The 22,464-nt window shown below is 36.4% G+C and carries 18 protein-coding genes; 8 read left to right on the forward strand and 10 right to left on the reverse strand.

The genetic code is table 11. The features are described 5' to 3' along the window. Positions 1-35: 35 nt before the first annotated feature. The 3 genes from AC07U8_RS12010 to aceI form a co-directional block, all read right to left on the reverse strand. Positions 36-1,751: an AAA family ATPase gene (locus AC07U8_RS12010; RefSeq protein ID WP_004822190.1), complete on the reverse strand. Its 1,716-nt coding sequence runs from the start codon at positions 1,749-1,751 to the stop codon at positions 36-38. Between the two features lie 131 nt (positions 1,752-1,882). After that, positions 1,883-3,952: a hypothetical protein gene (locus AC07U8_RS12015; RefSeq protein WP_494737944.1), complete on the reverse strand. Its 2,070-nt coding sequence runs from the start codon at positions 3,950-3,952 to the stop codon at positions 1,883-1,885. Positions 3,953-4,339: 387 nt separating this feature from the next. After that, a complete protein-coding gene (gene aceI / locus AC07U8_RS12020) occupies positions 4,340-4,765 on the reverse strand; it encodes a chlorhexidine efflux PACE transporter AceI (RefSeq protein ID WP_004822192.1) in 426 nt (141 codons plus the stop codon). Positions 4,766-4,912: 147 nt separating this feature from the next. On the opposite strand from aceI, the gene aceR reads away from it, so the two are divergent. The 4 genes from aceR (at position 4,913) to AC07U8_RS12040 (ending at position 9,140) form a co-directional block, all read left to right on the forward strand. Continuing rightward, complete coding sequence (gene aceR, locus AC07U8_RS12025) at positions 4,913-5,803, forward strand: HTH-type transcriptional regulator AceR (RefSeq protein ID WP_034618362.1); 891 nt, start codon at positions 4,913-4,915, stop codon at positions 5,801-5,803. Between the two features lie 88 nt (positions 5,804-5,891). Further along, a complete protein-coding gene (gene tal, locus AC07U8_RS12030; protein WP_315077364.1) occupies positions 5,892-6,875 on the forward strand; it encodes a transaldolase in 984 nt (327 codons plus the stop codon). A gap of 149 nt (positions 6,876-7,024) precedes the next feature. Continuing rightward, positions 7,025-7,678, forward strand: coding sequence for a leucine efflux protein LeuE (gene leuE, locus AC07U8_RS12035; RefSeq protein WP_105712446.1), 654 nt, complete (start codon positions 7,025-7,027; stop codon positions 7,676-7,678). 289 nt (positions 7,679-7,967) lie between these two features. Further along, on the forward strand, positions 7,968-9,140 hold the full coding sequence (locus AC07U8_RS12040) for a benzoate/H(+) symporter BenE family transporter (protein ID WP_096734339.1): 1,173 nt from the start codon (positions 7,968-7,970) through the stop codon (positions 9,138-9,140). Between the two features lie 349 nt (positions 9,141-9,489). Here the strand turns inward: AC07U8_RS12040 and map are convergent, their stop codons facing one another. After that, complete coding sequence (gene map / locus AC07U8_RS12045; RefSeq protein ID WP_056511782.1) at positions 9,490-10,284, reverse strand: type I methionyl aminopeptidase; 795 nt, start codon at positions 10,282-10,284, stop codon at positions 9,490-9,492. 335 nt (positions 10,285-10,619) lie between these two features. Here map and brnQ point away from each other — a divergent pair, with 335 nt between their 5' ends. Together brnQ and AC07U8_RS12055 are read left to right on the forward strand one after the other, a co-directional pair. Continuing rightward, positions 10,620-11,912 carry a branched-chain amino acid transport system II carrier protein gene (brnQ, locus tag AC07U8_RS12050; RefSeq protein ID WP_004719637.1) on the forward strand — a complete coding sequence of 431 codons (1,293 nt, stop codon included), beginning with the start codon at positions 10,620-10,622 and terminating at the stop codon, positions 11,910-11,912. A gap of 644 nt (positions 11,913-12,556) precedes the next feature. Beyond that, positions 12,557-12,793: a hypothetical protein gene (locus AC07U8_RS12055; RefSeq protein ID WP_004719635.1), complete on the forward strand. Its 237-nt coding sequence runs from the start codon at positions 12,557-12,559 to the stop codon at positions 12,791-12,793. Positions 12,794-12,846: 53 nt separating this feature from the next. On the opposite strand, the gene AC07U8_RS12060 is transcribed toward AC07U8_RS12055, so the two are convergent. Next, positions 12,847-13,305, reverse strand: coding sequence for a hypothetical protein (locus AC07U8_RS12060; RefSeq protein ID WP_004719633.1), 459 nt, complete (start codon positions 13,303-13,305; stop codon positions 12,847-12,849). A 126-nt stretch (positions 13,306-13,431) separates the two neighbouring features. Between AC07U8_RS12060 and AC07U8_RS12065 the strand changes: the two genes are divergently transcribed. Continuing rightward, entirely contained in the window at positions 13,432-14,289 is an 858-nt protein-coding gene (locus AC07U8_RS12065) for an alpha/beta hydrolase family protein (RefSeq protein ID WP_494737945.1), read from the forward strand. A gap of 126 nt (positions 14,290-14,415) precedes the next feature. Here the strand turns inward: AC07U8_RS12065 and AC07U8_RS12070 are convergent, their stop codons facing one another. Continuing rightward, on the reverse strand, positions 14,416-15,957 hold the full coding sequence (locus AC07U8_RS12070) for a TerC family protein (RefSeq protein ID WP_004719629.1): 1,542 nt from the start codon (positions 15,955-15,957) through the stop codon (positions 14,416-14,418). A gap of 962 nt (positions 15,958-16,919) precedes the next feature. Between AC07U8_RS12070 and AC07U8_RS12075 the strand changes: the two genes are divergently transcribed. Then, complete coding sequence (locus AC07U8_RS12075; protein ID WP_004719627.1) at positions 16,920-17,384, forward strand: MarR family winged helix-turn-helix transcriptional regulator; 465 nt, start codon at positions 16,920-16,922, stop codon at positions 17,382-17,384. Between the two features lie 3 nt (positions 17,385-17,387). Here AC07U8_RS12075 and AC07U8_RS12080 read toward each other — a convergent pair whose 3' ends face one another. From AC07U8_RS12080 to AC07U8_RS12095, 4 genes are all read right to left on the reverse strand, one after another. After that, positions 17,388-18,059 (reverse strand): SOS response-associated peptidase, encoded by a 672-nt coding sequence (locus AC07U8_RS12080; RefSeq protein ID WP_004719625.1) that lies wholly within the window; start codon positions 18,057-18,059, stop codon positions 17,388-17,390. A 145-nt stretch (positions 18,060-18,204) separates the two neighbouring features. After that, entirely contained in the window at positions 18,205-18,825 is a 621-nt protein-coding gene (locus AC07U8_RS12085; protein WP_494737946.1) for a 2OG-Fe(II) oxygenase, read from the reverse strand. A gap of 190 nt (positions 18,826-19,015) precedes the next feature. Continuing rightward, positions 19,016-21,178: a malate synthase G gene (locus tag AC07U8_RS12090; protein WP_494737947.1), complete on the reverse strand. Its 2,163-nt coding sequence runs from the start codon at positions 21,176-21,178 to the stop codon at positions 19,016-19,018. 638 nt (positions 21,179-21,816) lie between these two features. Beyond that, on the reverse strand, positions 21,817-22,410 hold the full coding sequence (locus tag AC07U8_RS12095; RefSeq protein ID WP_004719619.1) for a nitroreductase family protein: 594 nt from the start codon (positions 22,408-22,410) through the stop codon (positions 21,817-21,819). Between the last annotated feature and the right edge of the window lie 54 nt (positions 22,411-22,464).

The following is a 22,464-nucleotide window of genomic DNA, read 5'->3' on the forward strand; positions in this document are numbered from 1 at the left end:
AAATTTAGCCATTAATTCATCACTAAAAACATCTATCACTCAACAAATAACAGTGCCAAACGTACCTGATCATAGCCCATTTTTGGACTGGTTAAATCAACGATTGGACGTAACTTAATTGCACCATCATCATTAAAATGACTTGGATCTTGGCGTTTCTTCAATTTTTTATAGATTACACGGATTTTTTCTACAACTTCTTCACCAGGATTTGCAATCGAGATATCCAAACCTTGCTCTCGATGTAAACGAGCCAAATGATTGATAATCGTCGCAGGAGTTAATCCACGTTCAACCGCAATATCCTGAATCTCATAGCCACTTTCAAACAATTCACGTGTTTCATCAAGTGTTGCCGAGGCATAATTGGTTTTACCACTATTACGCGCTAATTTCTTCTCATTACGTTCAATTTCAGTGGTATTTAACGTACCACCACAATGACGAATAAAGGCATTATGCTGTGTGGTTAAATCTGAATCCGCATAATGCACTTCGGCTTCATTGGATAACTCTTGAAAACGGCGATCTGCTTTAATTGCAAGACTATCCAGTTCCAATGCCTGATCATTAAAACCTAACAATCTTAAACCCTGAATCGATTTAAGCCGTGATAAAGCCACATAGCCCTGACCTTTTTCAAATGTATGGCTTAAATTGATTTCCGCAGCTTCCAAGGTCATCCCTTGCGATTTATGAATAGTAATCGCCCAAGCTAACCGTAATGGTACTTGTTGTAGACTGGCGATGGTTTTACCACCTTCATTGTCAACAGACCATGTTTCTGGCGCAACCAATAAGGTTGTACCATCAGTCATTTTGACTTTAGGCAACATCCCCAGTTCATCGTCTTCTTCAAATCCAATGACTTCACCTAAACTACCGTTGATATAGCCCATATCGAAGTTATTTTTAACGAACATGACTTTGGCATGCTTTTTAAGCGTCAACTCATCAGGTGCACGTACAGAAGATTTCAATGTCTCAATCAGCTTTTCATTACCATCTGTGACCGCTACAAATTGATGATCATCGCCTTCAATCGCATTGAGATGCTGAAAGTTGATGCTATCTACATCCATATTGTGGGTATATAAACGCGTGTAGGTATCACCAATGTCTTGATTACGCGTATCTTGTAGCGCTTGAATATGCTGTGGCTGAATATTCTGGGCACGAATCGCATTGAGTACGTCATTCAATGCCGAATCATCTTGACGATGCTGCTCTGTCAGGTAACAAACACGGAATTTTGCTTCAACCCAAGCGGTTGACATAAAACAAAATTTATCTCGATTTAGTTCGCTATTTTTTCCTACAGGTGGCAGCTGAAAAAAATCCCCAGCTGCAATCACTTGAATACCACCGAAAGCATCATCAGATTCTTTAAAATATTTTAAAACTTGATTGACTAAATTAAGCTGTTTGGCATGTAACATTGAAATTTCATCAATGATCAAGACTTGGGCATTTTCTAAATGCTCTTTTAAGTATTTACGCTCTTTCATACGCTTTAAGTCATCATCAGTCAGCGTATCTTTAATCCCAATGCCTGCCCAAGTATGAATCGTCATACCATTCATATGTGTTGCTGCAATCCCTGTAGATGCTGTAATTGCAACTGGGACTTTGCGTGCTTTTAAATAATTGATGTACTGATTAAGCGTATAGGTTTTTCCTGCACCAGCAGATCCAGTCAAAAAGACATTTTCACCCGCTTTCATAAGTTTGAGTGCAGTTTCTTGTTTCATAACAGCCTTGAATTACCTAAACAGGATGGGACGGCTATAGCCTAACGATTTTTGCATAAAAAGTTAAGCCAAATGCATCATGAAAAGTGAATTAAAGCCAAGTCGCTCATTCAAAAATGATCTGCGTCAAACTATAAGTTTCCCAATTCTTCATTGGGTTGAATACTGCTTTTCCATTTTAAATGCTGATTTACATCTTCAATAAAAGCTTGAGCTTTCAATATATAAAACTCATCAGGAATATGATTATTGGGTAAACGCAATTGATCAAAGACCAAACGTCCTAATTTATAATAACAACCTAAAGTCATTTCCTGAGTCGTATTATCAATTTTCGATACATGAAATGCCACATATTCACGATCGACAATCCTCGCACAATAGGACAATGCCAAACAGTGTTTAAACACCAACGACTCTTGAATAATTCGTTTTAGGCTATTCAGTTCCTCATAGCACCACTCTTCAAAATAAATCTTTTTCATTGGTGCAATGCGATCCCAATGCTCTACATCTATTTTTTCTTTAAGTGTCGATAAGGTATCAACAAAATAATGATGTTGATGCCAACGCTGTGCTTGCTGATATAGACCAGACCAAGTGACATTTCGCTCAATATCGTGATGATCATTAAATAAATGCATCACATAGTCCAAAACAAAACTGTCGTAAATACTATGATTAGATGCACGACCGATCTGCATATGTTTCAGTTTTTTACGGAAATCATCAACTGTTATATTGTGCTTTTGCAACTGAATAAAAAATTCAGCATGTTGTTGTCGTTGCGGATCAATAAATTTAATCAGTTGCTTGGGCAAGCCCTGAGCAATATGTTGTACAAACAACATAAATGCTTGAATGATACGATTTATCTTAAGGTATATTTTTTTATACATCTGCGGTTGATCCGCCAACATCAGCGCAGCGAAATCTAGCCATTCTTCGATATATAAATAAGAATTAGAAATCGTTTTCTTATTCGACTTATTTTCAATCTCTGTTTTTAAAAATCCATAACGATTGTTCTTTGGATTATTTTGCCATTCATTTGTAATTGCAAAGGAATGACATTCAATTAAAAATAGCCGTGCTGCAATATTTTTAAAATACTTTAAAACACTTACAGTGACTTCAGGATAAATCTTTGAAGTATCAATCAGACTTAATGCAGTGATGGTAATCCTGACATTAGGGTCCTGCATATGTCGACTAATCCAATCATTGACCTGTTGATCTTGTTTATATAGCCAATTTGCAGTGCGCTTAAGGCTACAAATTGGAAATTGTGGAACTTGATCCTGTTCCCAATATTCAGCATCTTTTTGTAAAAAGTGCTGCTTGCTCAATAAATCCTGATATTGCCAAAAGCCCCGTTTCATATATTTTGCATAAGCAAGCATTTGCGGTTGTTCTTGAGCATGTACAGCCAGTAATTGATAACTTGCAAAATACTGACTGAGTTCGTGTAAGCGTAATGTTTCTGGGTGGAAAATCTTTAATATACGCAAATAATGCGCTGGAATAAACTGATCTAAAGAAAAAATGGCCTGTTGAAATTTAGGTACCAATGACTGAATAGGTAAAAACTCTTGACCCAATACAGAATTAATCAGCACTAAATGCTTAATATTAATTTCAACACTTAAAGGGATCGCTTTACCATATTTGGCAAAATCAGAAACATAGGGATAATCAAAATATTCATAGTGCAGCAAAATTTGATCAATACGCTCTGCATCTGCTTCACTAATATTATATAAATACTGCTCTACCCGATTTTCACCATCCACCCACTCGAAAACCTGCTCAATCAGCGTTTGGCGGATGATTTGGGCTTTGGTCTTTAAATCAGTTGGATGTATCTCATGATATTTTGTTGTATAAAAATAAATATTTTCTGAGAAATATTGAACAAAACGATTGATATTGATTTTATTTTCTAAACAACGCGGTAACTTTTCAAAATTTAAATCAAAAATTAAACCCTTTTCTTCATCAAAGTAGATATTGAGTAACTGATTTGCCAGACTGAATTTATGCTGCTGTGGATCAAACTGGAAAAAGTTGTGCGCAGTAATCTCGGACAAATAGTCAAATTGATCAAGATAAATCTTATTTAAATTTGCTGAAACCTGAAGTAATTCTTGAGCAGCAAGCTGGTGTCTATGTGGCAGCTGCTCCTGAACTGTCTGCACCATATTTGCCTCAATCCATCTCTTACATATTTTGAATTTATTAGGGTCTGTTGACACTTCTTCTATGTTTGCGACAACGCAAGCCATTTATGAAATGTTAACAGTCACTATTGTAGGCGAACAATTTTACAAAACAAATTGAATTCCAATTATCTTTTGCAAAAGTTTGTTTAAACTGAGCTGTGATCGTGTAACGGGTTTTATCTTTATTGATTATGTTTTATCCAGTGTTTATGCATTATTTAAAATCTATTTTAATTATATGTTATTTATTCAATTAAATTTTTATAAAAAAAGATCCTCTTAGTTTTCAATAAAACTAAGAAGATCTCTATCGCAACACATTTGAAATTTTCACTAAAATTTAAAATAAATGCATTGCAGGCTTAATTAAGAATGTACAGGCTTTGCCCCCATACGCTCTTCAATCAAGTCATAACACCATTGGAAAATAAAGGTATACACCAAAATACAGGTGGTCATTCCGAAATCCAATAAAATTGCTTGCCACAAAGACATATCCATTGCGTAAGCAACCATTGGAATCGTGGCTAACATTAAACCACCCTCAAAACCAATAGCATGTAAAATACGAACACCAATGGTACGTTTAAGTTTTCTCTTACGTTCAAATTGTTCAAAGAAATGGTTAAACACCATATTCCAAACCACTGAAGTCACGGCCATCGCAACACCTAATACACCGGTAACTTCCATTGGCACTTCAAAAATAAAACTTAATGCAATCGCTATGATCACCAACAGGATGACTTCATAGCTTAATGCATGAATAACCCTTCTTTTGGAAATCATCATTTAAAACTACTCTTTCTTGATTCGATGGATGCATTATATTTTTATAATATTGATCAATCGAGTCAGGTTCTTTCAATTTTATTGAAAGGTTGCGTGAATTGGGGTAAATTTAATGACTGAAAAACTAAACATAATGGTGCCCAGCGCATGAATATTAACCAAGAACAACTCACCATCTTTAAAACGGTGATGGAAACAGGTTCATTTTCAGCAGCAGCCCGACAGCTTGGCAAAGTCCCCTCCGCTGTCAGTATGTCTATCGCCAACTTGGAAATAGACTTAAATCTAAAACTCTTTAATCGTGTGGGACGTGAACCAATCCCTACACCTCAAGCTCAACGCTTATATGAAAAAACTGAACAACTACTGGTAGAAATGAATCAGTGGAAACAACAAGCGATTGCACTTAGCGAAGGCTTGGAATCCTCATTAAATATCGTGGTGGTTTCAGAATTACTGCATACAGACTGGGCTGAATACATTGCACTGCTGGGAGAGCATTTTCCAACTTTAGAAATTAATATCTTCTCAGCACCACAAGAAGATGCGCTGAAAATGCTGATGAATCAGACGGCACAACTGGCATTGATGTTTGAACGTGAAATACTTGAAAGTCGTGAGCAATTTGTTGAATTTAAAAAAGAAGCCTTGGTTCCTGTTTCAGCTATTCACCATCCATTGTCTGCACATAAACAAGTTACTTTTGAACAAATCCTACAGTCCAGACAAATTGTCGTGGCAAGTCGTGATCGAACCATTAAACCCGAACTGCTCTATTCTAAAAACTATTGGCGTACAGACAATCACCACTCAGCATGTGCCTTAATTTTAAAAGAACTGGGTTGGGGTGTTCTTCCCTTAGAAATGTTTAATGAAAATCCTGAGCTTAAACATAAGTTAAAAATCTTAGATTTGCTCGATTTCACACCAAAATTTGAATATTTTGTCGACTTAGTCTGGAGTCGTGAGAGCAATTTAGGCTCAGCTGCTCGTTTTTTGATTAATCACATACGAAATCAAAGAATTCATACAAAATAATAGGCCTTTCAGTACATTTTGCTGTTTTGCTCAAATCGCATTGTGTTATAAATAAATCACAAATAATTTAACTAAGAAATAATCGGTAATGACACAATCTGCATTAGATCAATTAAAACGCTTAACCACTATCGTTGCTGATACAGGTGATTTAAACGCAATTCAACAATTTCGCCCTTTGGATGCAACGACGAACCCTTCACTCATTACAGCAGCAGCACAACAGCCTGAAAGTCGTGAGCTGATAGAAGATGCCTATGCTCAAGCAAAAAAAGAAGGTTATGAATTAGATGCGCTCGTTGAACGCACTATCGATATTCTCACCGTCAAACTCGGTGTCGAAATTTTAAATATTGTAGAAGGTCGTGTTTCAACAGAAGTGGATGCAGCCCTTTCCTATAATACCGAAGAAACCATTGCCAAGGCCAAAGAGCTACTTGCATTGTATAAAGAATATGGGATCGACCAAGACCGTATTCTGATCAAGATCGCTTCTACTTGGGAAGGTATTCAAGCAGCGAAAGTGCTAGAAGCAGAAGGCATTCATTGTAACTTAACCCTGCTTTTTGGTTTACACCAAGCCAAAGCGTGTGCAGATGCCAATGTGACTTTGATTTCTCCATTTGTCGGTCGTATTTTAGATTGGTTTAAAAAAGCTGAAAATGTAGAAAGCTATCCAATTGAGAAAGATCCAGGCGTATTGTCTGTTAAACAAATTTATCATTACTACAAGCAACATCAAATCAAAACTGAAGTGATGGGCGCAAGCTTCCGTAGCATTGACCAAGTTTTAGGTTTAGCAGGTTGCGACCTTTTAACCGTTGCACCGGGCCTACTTGAAAAATTGAACAATGATCAACGTCATGTGGTTTCTCAACTCAGCTTAGATGCTGAACAAACGTCTCAAGAACATCAAGAGATCTCTAAAGCTGAATTTAAACAACAATTGGAAGCTGATTTAATGGCATTCCAGTTATTGCAAAGCGGGATTGACGGTTTTATCAAAGCGCGTGAACAACTTGCATTATTATTGCGTCAATCTTTTGGCCTAGATGCTGATTTTATTGACTAATCTATGTATTTAGAATGATTTATATAAATCTAAATTGTAGATGCGCTTTTGGTTAAAATTGCACTAAAATCGCTCACACTCTAAAGCCGAGTTTGTTATCATAAACGCTCGGCTTTTTTATTTCGCTTTTCTTATACAGTGAGAATGTTGTGTTTGGTATTACCGATATTGTGACATATATACTAGGGACTATTTTTATCGTCATTTTACCCGGTCCTAACTCATTGTATGTGATGTCAATTGCCTCTCGATTTGGAATTAAAACGGGCTATATCGGTGCTTTAGGCGTCTTTACAGGAGATTTAATCCTGATTCTCTGCACTGTTTTAGGTGCTGCCTCTCTACTACATGCCTTTCCTTGGTTATTTATCATTCTCAAAGTTGTTGGTGCAAGCTATCTGTCTTATCTCGGTATTCGTTTACTGATCGCAAGTATCAAAACTTGGCAGAGCAAACCACAAACGCTGCAAACAAATACATCGAATACTGCAACTAACGAACAATTTCATCCATTTCGAACAGCACTCACCATCAGCTTACTCAACCCAAAAGCAATTTTATTTTATCTCTCGTTCTTTGTTCAGTTTGTCAATCCTGATTACCCTTACCCTGCTTTAAGTTTTGCGGCACTTTCAGTGATTCTGCAAATCATCAGTATGAGTTATTTGACGATCTTGATCTTCTCAGGCGTTAAACTCGCCACTTTTTTTAATACACGCTACAAAATTGCTGCAGGTTGTGTTGCTTGTGTAGGCTTACTGTTCTGTGCTTTTGGAATAAAGCTTGCTGTTTCAACGATGTAAGCTGCTTTAGCTAAATAAATCTCCCGATTAAAGCATTCTTTTTGGATCGTTCTTTTGGATAAACTGCGCTTTCTATTCAAGGCAATATCTAATCTTTATAAGTAAGTATAAATTACTTTCGACTAAACTGTTTTAATTTTTAAAAAGCCAAATTCTCCAAAAATGAGAATTTATTCAATTTTATTTTTCCTTTTGCTATTTAATTCCAATTAACCCTATAAGCTTTAAAATGATCCATGTATGATGGTTGCATTTTCAACCATTCAATCAAATTTAAAAGCAAGGGATCATGCAAAAGTTACTCCAAGACTTCTCTATACCTGCTGTATTTGCAGGTTTCATTACCTTCTTAATTGGTATCAGTGTTTCGGCTGTACTCGTCATACAAGCGGCTCAATTACTTGGCGCAAACCCTGAACAAATTACCTCTTGGTTTTGGGCACTCGGTTTAGGTATAGGTCTTTCAGGGTTAATTCTTTCTTGGAAATTCAAATATCCTGTTGCTACCTCATGGTCAACCGCTGCACTTGCACTCATCATTGCCACTGCCAGCGGCTACTCACTCTATGAAGCCATTGGTGCTTTCTTGGTGAGTGGTTTACTGACTGCCACGCTAGGCTTTTTAGGCATATTTGAAAAAATTATTTCGTATATTCCTCAGAGTTTGACCAGTGCCATGCTGGCAGGTGTATTACTCAAGTTTGGTATTGCTCTATTTGCCAGTATGCAAAACGACTGGGCATTTATTCTCAGCCTTTTGGCGGTTTATATCATCACTAAACGGCTATGGGCTCGTTATTGTATTGTGATTACCGTGATCGCAGGAATTATCATTTGTCCATTTTTTATGGAGTTTCATGTTCCAACCTTACAGTGGGGATTGGCAAAACCAGTATGGATGACACCTGAGTTCACATGGTCTGCAATTCTCGGATTGGCACTGCCTTTATTTGTAATCAATATGGCATCTCAGTATTTACCAGGGATTGCGATGATTAAAAGTTATGGCTATAAACCCCATGTTAACCAACTTATTGGTTGGACAGGTACAGCGCAGACTTTGCTTGCACCATTTGGCTGTTATACCGTGAATATTGCTGCAATCAGTGCTGCAGTCAGTCTGGATGACCAAGTTCACCCAGACCCTGCGAAGCGCTATATTGCTGGCATGAGCTGTGGTTTCTTTTATATTTTGATGGGGCTATTTGCGGCAACATTGACAAGTCTATTGATGTCTTTTCCACATCTTTTTATTGTGGCATTAGCGGGGATCGCCTTGTTTGGTACGATTAGCCATAATATTGCGATTGCATTTCATGAAGTCAAAGATCGTGAAGCCGCACTGCTCACCTTCTTATTCAGTGCATCAGGTGTTCAGTTTTTTGGGATTGGTTCCGCATTTTGGGGACTCCTATTTGGATTCGCTGTTTCGTTTATTTTAAACTTTAAACTTAAAAAATAGCATTCTGATCAATAAGATGAATGGAGGCTCATTCATCTTATTTTAAATTTTCAATCGTCGAATCAAAGCAAATCGAGAAGCGATAGACAAAAAAAAGCTTACCCTAGGATGGGTAAGCTAGAAAGCTTGAAACAACAATAGAAACTACAGCGAAAATCTGGAAGCTATCTTAGCGATTGGTTAATATTTAGACCAATACTTAAAAACACTTATTGAATATTTCTTAACCGAAAATACCCCTTAAAAGAACCACATTTCCAGTAAATAAAGTGAGAAAAATCTCATTTTTAAAGATAAAAAAACAATAAATCGCCGATCATAATTCATACATTAGACCAAAGTCTAAAGATTAAATTTCAGGGTAGTTGCCAGTGCCTTCAGGCCAAGGTGTAAGCAATTCAAATCCTGTATCTGTGACAGCAACCATATGTTCCCATTGTGCTGACAATGACTTATCCGCAGTAACCACAGTCCAGCCATCTTTCAGCTCTTTGACACTCGATTTCCCCGCATTAATCATTGGTTCAATGGTAAAAACCATACCCTTTTTAAGCACTAAGCCCTGTCCTGGTTGACCATAATGTAATACGTTAGGTTGCTCATGATAAATCTTACCAATCCCATGACCACAATATTCACGAACGATCGTATAACCTTCACGTTGCCCAACTTGTTGGATCGCATGGCCAATATCCCCGAGTGTTGCACCGGGTTTGACCATATGAATCCCAGCCACCATTGCCTCATAAGTCGTTTCAACCAGTCTTTTCGCTTCAGGTTTAACTGTACCTACATAGTACATACGGCTGGTATCACCAAAATAACCATCTTTGATAATCGCAACATCGATATTGATAATATCGCCATCATTTAAAACCTTGTGTTTTGATGGGATACCGTGACAGACCACTTCATTTGGAGAAATACAGGTGGTTTTGGTATAACCATAATATCCAATATTTGCAGGGATCACTTTCAGCGTATTGACAATAAAATCATTGCAAATATCGTCTAAATACTCAGTCGTCACCCCTGGCTCCACATATTCACCAATCATTGCTAAAACTTGAGCAGCTAAACGCCCCGACACTCTTAATTTTTCAAGGTCTTGTTCGGTTTTAATGGTGACTGTAGAAGCTTTCATTGGATCTGTCCGCAAAAGTGAAAAAATATTATATGCCTTTTCAATACGTTTAGGGCAATTTACCGCCTATCTTATTCAATAAAAATGCAAAATCAAACACATAAATTTTAGAATAAGTATAATCTTTCCATATGATGATTTTATCTATTCTATATTTTTTGAAAATTTTGATTTTTTCAATTTTTGAAAATTAACTGTGAATCATCCACATAAATATAATCAATATGACTAATTGGTTAAAATTTATAAAAAACGGGAATATTATCCATAAAATAAAATACAAAAAATAAGCTATTTCTACTAAAATCGCTGTTTTGCTTTTTCAACCACAGTTTATGACTAATCTCCGTACAAAGGATATTATTGCTTTAGGTTTTATGACCTTTGCCTTATTTATTGGGGCAGGTAATATTATTTTTCCACCCATTGTTGCTCAACAAGCCGGTGAACATGTATGGCTCGCAGCGCTAGGTTTTCTAGTCACAGCTGTAGGCTTACCTGTTATTACCATTATGGCACTTTCTAAAACTGAAGGTTCTATTGCGATTTTAAGCTCGCCTTTAGGTAAAGTTGCAAGTTTAATATTGACTGTAGTGTGTTATCTCTCGGTTGGGCCATTATTTGCTACACCTCGTACTGCAACTGTTTCTTATGAAATTGGGTTTTCCTCATACTTTGGAAATGGTGGTACAGCATTATTCATTTATAGCGTTATCTATTTTGCATTTGTGACTTTAGTTTCTCTTTATCCAAATAAATTATTGGATACAGTGGGTCATATTCTTGCGCCGCTAAAAATTATTGCACTGGCAATTTTAGGTATTGCAGCATTTCTGATCCCGACTGGTTCAATTTCTCCTGCGATCAACAATTACGCTACCAGCCCTGTTTCTGAAGGTTTTGTAAATGGTTATTTAACCATGGATACTTTAGGCGCTTTGGTTTTCGGTATTGTGATTATTCATGCAATCCACTCTCGTGGTGTCACAGATAAAAAGCTCGTAACCAAATATGCCATTATTGCAAGTTTGATTTCTGGTGTAGGTTTAACGCTGGTTTATCTCAGCTTATTTAAACTTGGTTTAGGCAGTCATGATGCTGCTCCAAATGCTGAAAATGGCGCAGTGATCCTGCATGCTTATGTTCAACATGCTTTTGGTGACTTAGGCTCTTTATTCCTGACAGCTTTGATTTTTATTGCATGTATGGTTACTGCGATTGGTTTAACCTGCGCATGTGCTGAATACTTCTCTGAACTGACAAAAATTCCATATAAAGTTTTAGTGGTTATTTTGGTGTTGTTTTCATTGGTGATTTCAAATCTAGGTTTAACCAAACTGATTGCTTTTTCAGTTCCCGTACTCAGTGCAATTTACCCACCCGCAATTGTGGTCATTCTATTGAGCTTCTTTTGGGGTAAATTCAATAACCCAACCACGGTTATCGCACCTGTTACTGGCGTTGCATTTTTATTTGGTCTTATTGAAGGAATTAAAGTCACAAGCTTTAAAGACAGCTTACCTTTGATGATTCAAAACTTACCGTTAAATGAACAGAATCTTGCATGGGTGATCCCATCATTGATCGTGTTAATCATCTGTGTCGTAATTGATAAAGTTAAAAAATAAAGCTTTTTAATTATCATCCTTAAAATTTGATTTTACCCAAATCTTATTTTAACAGTGATCAATAATTGTCATGTTTACCCCACAGGCCGTTATTGTTTGCGACACAATTTTTAAAGCGTTGTTTGATCCATCTTAGTGCTTCAAACATGTGATCAATGCACCTGAATAGATCAAATCAAGCTTTGCGCTATGTATAAAAAACATTTGGCTAAAAATACTAAAACTTAATTTTAATTCAACAAAGATAAATTCAGTCGCGTTGTTGCTTTTTTTGAATGAGTGAACCGTTCTCCATGCCAAAATTGAATTATTTTGAAAAAATAGTCATTTTTTTCGATTTTTGCATAAATATTGCATAATTTTTATCAACTTTAGTCGAAAATACTTTCAAGACCTATTCAGTTATTGTATTTTATTTTGATAACTAGCTCACACTACTTCAACAACAATTACATCATTTATCAAAAAAATCACTTATATTTTCTTTTTTTATAAAATAATCATCACTTGTAATAAATATGTCATAATTATTTTGAATAATAGAGCTATTTGCTCTTGAAATAATAATTAGATATGGTACAACTGAATAAACCAATCCAGACTAAAACAATGTGGTTTTTGTCGAGCAGACAGGAGGAATGGGGATGTTATCAATACATTTCAATAAGCAAGTCTTCATTAATTCTTTGAAGACAAATACAAAACTGGTCATCTATCTAAGTACAACACTTGCACTTTTAGTGACTCTGTTTATTCATGGACTCATTCAAGGCAATTTAAAACCTGAATTTTTTGCCTATGCATTAGTCGTTTCTGCTGCCTTCTATGTTTGGGATGTAGTCGACCATAAATCTCGTAAACTCGCGAAGATTACAGAATAAAAGATGGATGCCATGCATCCATCTTAAATAAGAAAATCATAAAAATTTAAGTATTAAAACAAAGTATTAAACATTCCTAGTAATAATCCTCCAGTCGCAACAATCTCCCCGAGTACCAATAACAGCATTGCTATACGTAACAATATTTTCGGTAAGTGCATTGTTCCTAATTGGTGCGGCTCTTTGAATTGATTTGTCGTATCTTTTAAAAAACCATGCAAAACATAACTGGCAATTGAAAAGCTAAAAAAGAATAAATTAATCAAGACAAATATTAAATTTGTGGTTTCTGTCCAGCTTGAACAATAGGCCATCACCGCTAAAATCAAAGTCGCTGGAGCATAAAGCAAGCTACTGCGATGTGCGATATCGACATAATAATGAGCTCGAGCCATTTCTGATCGACTAATTTGGTAATATTTCCAAACCCCTGTTAGCATACCCACCCATAGATAAATCCCACTAAATATTAAAGCTAACTTTACCGACAAACTTAAACACACTAAATCCATTTAAAACATCCTAATTCCAACAGCTTAAAATATTTATATTACCTTTGACTCATAAGTCATACTTTCATCAAGTTTCTTTTTAGAACTTATGTAAAGTAATCATTAAAGCATACCCATTGAATTGTCATGAATACATTTGAAAATTTAACCATAACTTGTGCAGATAGCTATAGCTTAACTGCACGTTTTTATCCGGCAAAACAATCAACCCATCAATTGCCTATTTTGGTTTGTCCTGCAACAGGTATTACCCAAGGTTTCTATCATCATTTTATAGAATGGCTTGCCCAACAAGGTTCAGATGTGCTGGTCTTCGATTTTCGTGGTATAGGTGAGTCCTTACATGGTCCTATTCGTCAGTCCACTGTAAGTATCCAAGACTGGGGACAACTGGATATTCCTGCTGCTATTGAAACATTGCTGAATAAAACAGGCAAAGAACAAGTCATACTCTTAGGTCATAGTGCTGGAGGACAATTACTAGGCATTGTTTCTAATTACAAGAAAGTGGCACAAGTGATTGCAATTTCAGGCTCTACAGGACATGTAAAAGGACTTAAAGGGCGAACCAAACGTATGGCGCCTGTCATGTTTAAAATGATCTTCCCTGTTTCAAGCTTAGTCAAAGGCTATGGCGCAACCAAGTTTTTAGGCATGGGAGAAAATTTACCCAAAAATGTTGCAAAACAATGGGCTGAATTTTGCAGTAAACCCGGTTATGTGATGAACGCTATAGGTAAAACGATTTTCAAGGACTATCACAACGAAATTCAATGCCCAATTACTGTGTATTGGTCATCGGATGATGAGATCGCCACTGAAGCCAATGTCAAAGACTTACTTCGCTTGTATCCAAAAGCCACCACAGAAATGATAGAGCTTAAACCGAAAGATACAGGTCATAAAGCCATTGGTCATATGTTAATGTTTAAGAAGTCACATCAAAATTTATGGCCAACAATGGCACAAAATATTTTAAATTAATTTTTAGTTTTAAATACTTAGATAAGTAATCCTATCTAAGTGCTCTTTTTATTCAAAAAAAATGCCTCATTAATGAGGCATTTTTTTTAGTTTTTTATATCTGTTTGCGATTTAATCGTAAAACAGTTACGAAAATTGCTCTGGACGGGTAATTTTTACCGTCTTGATCCGATTTTCATCCATTTCGATGACTTCAAACCAAATGCCCTCTTGTTCAATCTGAGTGCCTACTTTTGCTTCGCCTTGAGTTTTGTCTAAAATCAAACCTGCTACGCTAAAGTAACCTGAGTCTTCTTGAACTAGATCCAACATGCCAAGTTCCAGCTCAAGCTGATACAAGTCAAGCATACCTGATGCTTTCCACGTTGTATCATTCAGTTTAATCAACTCTAACTGTTCATCTGCATCTGGGAATTCACCCGCAATTGCTTCAAACACATCCAACGGAGAAATCAAACCTTGGATATTACCAAATTCGTTACTCACCAAGACCAAAGAACCCTTAGACGTTCTTAAAGTATGAATAGCATCAATCACTTTCATTTTTTCAAAAATAAAAATCGGACGACTACGTTTAAGCAAGGCTTGTAATTGTTCTGGTTCATCCAGTACATCAATTAACTCTTTAGCACGTACAACCGTAACCACTTTATCCAATTGTCCGCGACATACTGGGAATAAACTATGTGGTACAGCCAAGATTTGCTGACGAATACTTTCCGCATCATCTTCAAGATTGATCCACGAAATTTGATTTCTTGGCGTCATAATTGAGGCAACTGAACGTTCAGCAAGTGTCAATACACCACCAACCATATAGCGCTCTTCATCACCAAAGGCTTTTTGAGCAGCTAAAGCTTCAGGGCTTTGTAATAAATCTGCATCCAGCTTACTTCCCATCAATTTTAAGATTGAGTCTGCGGTACGATGACGCAACGGCGTTTTCGACTGATGCTTTTCAACATTACGGCTGGAAAATTGGTTAAAGGCTTCAATTAAAATTGCCACACCAATACCCGAGTAAATATAGCCTTTCGGAATATGGAAACCAAAACCTTCAGCGATTAAACTCACACCAATCAACAATAAGAAACTTAAACATAGAATCACGACTGTCGGATGCTTATTGACAAATGCTGTTAACGGTTTAGAAGCAATCAACATCACAACCACAGCAATCGTTACAGCGGCCATCATCACATAGATATTGTCGACCATACCAATCGCGGTAATCACCGAATCAAGAGAGAATACTGCGTCTAAAACGATGATTTGCGCCACAACTGCCCAGAAGCTTGCATAAACAACTGCACCTGAACTTTTAACCTCAGGTTTTCCTTCCATTTTTTCATGTAGTTCAGTGACAGCTTTATAGACGAGGAACAGTCCACCGAATAATAAAATTAAGTCTCGACCTGAGAAAGACAACCCGCCAAAAGCGATTAAAGGCTTGGTTAATGTGACCAGCCACGAAATAATAGACAGCAAGCCTAAACGCATAATTAAGGCTAAAGATAAACCAATAATACGTGCTTTGTCTCGTTGTTCAGGAGGAAGTTTATCTGCAAGAATGGCGATAAAGACCAGGTTATCAATACCCAGTACAATTTCTAAAACAATCAGGGTTAAAAGACCAACCCAAATTCCAGGGTCTAATAAAAATTCCATTATTAGAGCTCCTGCTTATTATTATCAATATATAAGAAGAAAAATAAATTTGACCTACACGACGACGGATCCATGAATGAAACCTTTTCAACTAAATTAGATTAATTATGCACAATATCTTGCAGTTGTAATTAATTTTCACAAAAATTTTACATTTATTTAAGATTTTTCTTATGATTAACCTTGCGATACGGGTGAATTGTAAGTAATCCCTGCCTCGCATGATCAATTCGATGCTTTACAGATGCCGGTTCATCTTATTCAAATTATTTTTCACTCAATCTAACAAAAATGTCATTAGCTTTTTTCAATATAAATTGTGTATAACTATAGTTATTAAATGCTATTTACCTTCTAACGGTATAAATCGCTTTAATTTAATTAATGATTTTCAATCGGATATATGGGCATTTAGGGAGGAAATACTTAGATTTATTCCCATTATGACGTAATCAAACCTAATTATTAACAGTAAAGCCAAGTTGATTTTTCTTATTTTTCAGTTAAAATAACATCAGATGTTAATTTTTTTAACTAATAAGCTTGCTTTTAACAACATCTTCTTGGTAATTTTCATACTTAAGCAAGCTGAAATATACGTAGGAGGAGCCACTATGACACAGGGACATTCAATGACTTTCAATAAAATCAACCTTTGCGGTTGTTTTGAAACTTTCGATTCCACACTAACAACTAGAGAATGAACTCTGTTCATTCTAAATTGCATGAAGAAGCGACTAAATTTACGCAAGGTATTACTACTTTTTATCTAATTTAAGACAGTTATACAATGCCTTTACTGAATACTTTAACTTAAGTTTGGTTCAAGCAAAATTTACATTTCGTCGATTTTACTTGTTTTTTTCATTAAGTGATCTATCACATATTGATTCAAGTATTCAAAGTAAAATATGATTACCGCTTAATATATGGCAATAATTACAAAAAACAGGGACCTCTAAATGACTAAAAAATATGCAAAATTTTTACCTGCAGCTGAAAATTTTAATATCGAAAATTTCCCATACTATTGGATCAGCCAAGTTCATTCTCAGTATGTTTTAAATTTAGATCACGTACTTAAAAAGTATGGGGTAGACAATTCTAGACGACGATTATTAGTTGCTTTAGAAGCCAAACCAGATGCAAGTGTTTCTGAGCTTTCGGAAATGATCGTTTCAAAAATGTCGACGACAACCAAAATTGTTTATCGCTTAAAAGAGGAAGGCTTTGTAGATACCTACTCTTGTGAACATGATGCACGTATTACACGGGTACATTTAACAGAAGCTGGTCAACAAATGACGCTAAAAATTAATGATTTAATGAGTGTTGTACTTGAACAGTCATTTGACGGTTTAACACCACTACAAATTGAAAAAACCATGGAAAATTTAAAAATCATCTTTAAGAATCTTGCACATTAATCCTTAAGATTCTTCATCAAAGATGTTCAACTGTGGCGAGTTTTTGTTATTTGATATTTTGGGGCAATAAAAACACTCAAACTCCGCCACAGGGAAACCCTCAATAAAACTCGAAATATTGGGCTGTTGTAAACCCAACCACTCATCAAGTCGATGATGTGGAATGACTACCACCGAACGCTTATCTGTTCGAGGTTCATGGAATTCACTCATCATCGGATGGGTGTGGGCGTCCATACTGATCATGGTAGCTGAACGAACAACTTCACCGGTTTTTAATCGGGTAATCTCATACAATGCCGCAATATAAAAAGCTTGATCATCTTTACGCCTTACCCCCCAACGCTGTGGTCGGCCATTGATGTATTTGGATTCATAGAACTCTGTCACGGGGATCACGCCAAACTGGCACTTGCTAAAAGCCTCGACAAAACTGCGCTTTTCCATCAGCGTTTCATTTCTTGCATTATAAGTATGTTTTGCTGCTTCTTTATCCTCAGCCCATTTTGGCACTAAACCAAAGTTGACTAAACGCCATTCAATCCCTTGATTAGATTTAAATAATAACGGCGTTTGAAAGCTTGGAAATATTTCATCTTCATACGAGAAAGGTATCGCGGGTAAGCCAAGCTGCTGAACTTGTATTAAGCTGATCGGTTTAAAATTAGCACACATAATAATAAGATTTTAAATGATTAATTTATAATTGTGGAATCTATCTATCGCCGCTATCCATTGATAAGAACCTTAGACATTGATAAAAAGTTGAGACAGTTCGCAATTTAAATTGAGGATAAACCGAAATTTATCCTCTTTGCTTTTATCCAAAAATCTTTTTTACCTTGGCACTTAAACCATGGAAAAACTTATGTTTTGCATTGGCTTTTTCGCTGGTCAAAAAGTTAATTTGAATAGATTGACGTTGCCCTTCATAAGGAATATAGCCATGCCAACCATTGTCAGTCACTTTAAATGCAACCAGTGAGCCTGGTCCTGCATTGATTTCAGTCACATAGTTATTGATGTCTTTATCGTCATTGAGGATACGTAAACGTCCATTTGGTGCATCCCAAGATGCATTTAAATAGATCAAAACCGTCAACAATTTGCTTTTTGAATCACTATGAATCCGCCCATCTTTTTGACGAGAGTAGCCACGTAAAGTAATCATCATCGGATGTTCCATCACATTGACATCAAATTTATCTGTTAAAATTTGACGAAATTCTGGTGTATCCAATGATTTTAGAAAGCGATCAAAATTAGGCTTAATTTCTACATCTTCGATGTTAAAGCTTCCGCCCTGTTCAATTTTAGGAAAGTCTTGGATTACTGCCTGGACTTCACTGTCAGCCAAAGCATTTTCAACCACAAAATACGGATAAGGCGTACTTGCAACTTCAGCATTTTTCAGCGCATCTAATTTCAGAATTGATGTCATTTATAATTCAGCTTAATGATTAATTCCCTTAAATTGTATCAGAGATTTTATCTTATTGGCTTAAAACTCAAAGTCGGGTCTACAAATTTTATATATGAAAGCAAAGCAACATTTAAAATAAACCATAAAAAGAATAAAGCCTCCGAAGAGGCTTTATTGATAAGCTAATAGGATAAATTAGACGATAAAATTAATCGCCTGTATAGCCTTTTAACTTTAAGCGATACGCATGCAATAATGGCTCAGTATAACCAGACGGCTGTTCACCACCTTTGAATACTAAATCATAAGCAGCTTTATATGCATAACCGTCAAAACCAGGCGCCATGTTGCTATATTCAGGATCGTTGGCATTTTGCTCATCAACAATCTTCGCCATACGCTGCATAACTTCTTCAACTTGCGCTTTAGTCACAATACCATGACGCAACCAGTTCGCAACGTGTTGAGAAGAAATACGTAACGTTGCACGGTCTTCCATTAAACCGACATTGTTAATGTCTGGCACTTTAGAACAACCCACACCTAAATCAACCCAACGAACAACATAACCCAAGATACCTTGAAGGTTATTTTCAAGCTCTTTGGTCTTCTCTTCTTCAGTCCAGTTTGTATCTGTCGCTAAAGGCGGTGTCAACAAGTCATCTAACGGAAGCGCTTCAGTTTTCAATAACTCTTGTTGGCGTGCTGAAACATTACATTGATGATAATGAATCGCGTGAATCACAGCACCTGATGGTGAAGGAACCCATGCACAGCTCGCACCCGCTTCAGGATGTTCAATTTTGGTTTTATACATGTCTAAAAGCATGTCAGGTTTAGGCCACATACCTTTACCAATCTGTGCTTTACCACGTAAACCTGCTTGTAGACCTACCATCACATTACGGTTTTCATAAGCTGGGAACCAAATTTGGCTTTTCACTTCGCCTTTACGAACGAAAGGACCTGCTTCCATAAAGGTATGAATTTCATCACCTGTACGGTCCATGAAACCAGTATTGATGAAAATAGTACGGTCTTTCGCTTGTGCAATACAGTTTTTCAAGTTTACAGATGTACGGCGTTCTTCATCCATAATCCCGATTTTCAAAGTTTTCGCTGGTAAGCCCAGTGCTTGTTCAGAACGTTCAAACAATTCAACAGCGAATGCAACTTCTTCTGGACCATGCATTTTTGGTTTAACGATATACATTGACCCTTTGCGCGAGTTTTTGTTTTCGTTTTGACCTTTGATGTCTGCGAAAGTCAATAATGGTGTAATTAAAGCATCCATAATACCTTCGTAGATTTCAGCACCATCTACAAGGATCGCAGGGTTCGTCATTAAATGACCAACGTTACGAAGAAGCATCAATGAACGACCATGAAGTGTTGTTTCACCACCGATCAAATTCTTATGTGTACGATCTTTATTCAATGTACGCGTCACGGTTTTACCGTTCTTCTCAATTGATTCTTCAAGCGTACCTTTCATTAGACCTAACCAGTTACGGTAGCCTTCTACTTTCTCTTCTGCATCTACAGCAGCAATCGAGTCTTCCAAATCTTGAATCGTGGTAACAGCAGCTTCTAAAACAAGATCTTCAACACCAGCCGCATCAGTTTTACCCACTGGGCTATTTGCATCAATTTCAATAACAACGTGTAAGCCGTTATTTAAAAGTACAATTTCAACGGGTGCAGATTCGTCGCCATTAAAACCGACAAATTGTGATTCTTTCGCCAAAGTCGAGGTTGAACCGTCTTTAAGGGTTACAACAAGTTTTTTGCCTTCAACAGCATATTTTGTTGCATCTGCATGTGAACCATTTGCCAATGGGAATGTTTCATTTAAGAAATTCTTAGCAAATGCGATAACTTTATCGCCACGAACTGGGTTATAGCCTTTACCTTTTTCCGCGCCACCTTCTTCAGAGATCACGTCAAAACCGTAAAGCGCATCGTATAAAGAACCCCAACGTGCATTTGCCGCATTTAAGCAATAACGTGCATTACGCACAGGTACCACCAATTGCGAACCAGCCAATAATGCGATTTCTTCATCAACATTTTCTGTACTGATTTGAAAATCTTCTACTTCTGGTAATAAGTAGCCAATTTCTTTAAGGAAAGCTTTATAAGCTTGGAGTTCAAATTTATTGTTGCGGTGCCATTCATCAATTTTAGCCTGAATCTCGTCACGCTTCGCTAAAAGCGCCTTATTCTTAGGGCTAAGATCGACAACAACTTGCTCAAAGTTTTTCCAGTATGTTTCACTATCTAAACCAGAACCTGGTAGTGCTTCATTTTCGATGAAATCGTAAAGTTCTTTAGCAATCGCTAACTTGCCTTTTTGAATACGTGCAGTCATTGTCTTTCCTGATATTGCTACTTTTTATAACAAGAGTTTCTAGTATACCGATTTAAACCATGCTGAATAGTATTATCACATTGCTAAATAGTGATCATTTTAATTAAAAAAAATAGCTATATTAACTTAAAAAATAACGATCAAAAATACAGCAACACCCTCAACTAAATCATCAACTTAAATCGCTTTTTAACAGTGTATAAATTTTTTAAAATGTCTAAATTAGACCAAAGTGCTGAATCAACCCTAATTTCCCCATTTTTTTATACACTTTTATTCCTTGAGCAAAGATTAAGCCATGAATAGCGCTAAATGTCGATAAAACCAATCCATAATTCTGTGTAAAGAATTGTTCGATTCACTTATATTTTTTTCTGTTTGTTCAAATCTCATCTTATTGTTTCAATTTAGATGATTAGAATCTTTAGCAACAAGATGGAATCGCATAATTTTTTAAACCACTTAAGCTTTTTTAGATTATTTAATCATACGGCTTCTACCTATTGTCTGGCGACAAGCAGGGATAACGCACTGCACATAAAAAACCTGTTTAAAATTTACATTCTAAACAGGTTTCTGGAATAGCAAGGTCTAAGCTAAATAAGCAATAGACCTCAGCTTAAAACAAAATGTTTCACTTAGTTAAAAGTTTTAAAACGTGTTGCATCATCAATAAATGTTTTTTCGCCCGCTGGTGCTTCGATTGAACCAAATACTAATTGTGCGCGAAGTTTCCAGTCAGCAGGTACATCAAATGTTGCCGCCACTTCTTCATCTACGATTGGATTATAATGTTGTAAAGATGCACCAATACCCGCTTCAGCCAATGCAGTCCAAGTTGCAAATTGTGCAATACCTGTTGAATGCTCAGACCATACTGGGAAATTGTCTGCATATAATGGGAATTGTTCTTGTAAAGCTTTGATCACACTTAAATCTTCATAAAACAACACTGAACCAGCACCAGCGATAAAGCTGTTAATTTTACCCGAAGTTCCTTCAAATGCTTCAGCTGGAACGATTTTACGTAAAGTTTCTAAAACGATTGTCCAGAATTTAACATGTGAATCACCAAATAAAATCACAGCACGAGAAGACTGTGAGTTAAATGAAGATGGGCTATGCTTGATTGCATCTTTGATGATTTCTTCAATTTTCGCTTGGTCTAAGCTTAAATCTCTACCAATTGCATAAATTGTACGGCGTTGTTTGATTTGATTTAAAAATGACATGGTGTTAATCCTTCTATGACCAAATGGGTCGTGTTATTTAACATGGTTTGAGTG

Source organism: Acinetobacter sp. GW821-FHT01E09 (assembly GCF_059422385.1).

Coding starts and splice junctions, on each gene's coding strand:
- AC07U8_RS12085 (WP_494737946.1), bottom strand. CDS start 18,825: ATGACATCAATTCTGAAATTAGATGCGCTGAAAAATGCTGAAGTTGCA.
- AC07U8_RS12040 (WP_096734339.1), top strand. CDS start 7,968: ATGCAAAAGTTACTCCAAGACTTCTCTATACCTGCTGTATTTGCAGGT.
- tal (WP_315077364.1), top strand. CDS start 5,892: ATGACACAATCTGCATTAGATCAATTAAAACGCTTAACCACTATCGTT.
- AC07U8_RS12090 (WP_494737947.1), bottom strand. CDS start 21,178: ATGACTGCACGTATTCAAAAAGGCAAGTTAGCGATTGCTAAAGAACTT.
- map (WP_056511782.1), bottom strand. CDS start 10,284: ATGAAAGCTTCTACAGTCACCATTAAAACCGAACAAGACCTTGAAAAA.
- brnQ (WP_004719637.1), top strand. CDS start 10,620: ATGACTAATCTCCGTACAAAGGATATTATTGCTTTAGGTTTTATGACC.
- AC07U8_RS12070 (WP_004719629.1), bottom strand. CDS start 15,957: ATGGAATTTTTATTAGACCCTGGAATTTGGGTTGGTCTTTTAACCCTG.
- AC07U8_RS12010 (WP_004822190.1), bottom strand. CDS start 1,751: ATGAAACAAGAAACTGCACTCAAACTTATGAAAGCGGGTGAAAATGTC.
- AC07U8_RS12015 (WP_494737944.1), bottom strand. CDS start 3,952: ATGGTGCAGACAGTTCAGGAGCAGCTGCCACATAGACACCAGCTTGCT.
- aceI (WP_004822192.1), bottom strand. CDS start 4,765: ATGATGATTTCCAAAAGAAGGGTTATTCATGCATTAAGCTATGAAGTC.
- AC07U8_RS12080 (WP_004719625.1), bottom strand. CDS start 18,059: ATGTGTGCTAATTTTAAACCGATCAGCTTAATACAAGTTCAGCAGCTT.
- aceR (WP_034618362.1), top strand. CDS start 4,913: ATGAATATTAACCAAGAACAACTCACCATCTTTAAAACGGTGATGGAA.
- AC07U8_RS12065 (WP_494737945.1), top strand. CDS start 13,432: ATGAATACATTTGAAAATTTAACCATAACTTGTGCAGATAGCTATAGC.
- AC07U8_RS12060 (WP_004719633.1), bottom strand. CDS start 13,305: ATGGATTTAGTGTGTTTAAGTTTGTCGGTAAAGTTAGCTTTAATATTT.
- AC07U8_RS12055 (WP_004719635.1), top strand. CDS start 12,557: ATGTTATCAATACATTTCAATAAGCAAGTCTTCATTAATTCTTTGAAG.
- AC07U8_RS12075 (WP_004719627.1), top strand. CDS start 16,920: ATGACTAAAAAATATGCAAAATTTTTACCTGCAGCTGAAAATTTTAAT.
- AC07U8_RS12095 (WP_004719619.1), bottom strand. CDS start 22,410: ATGTCATTTTTAAATCAAATCAAACAACGCCGTACAATTTATGCAATT.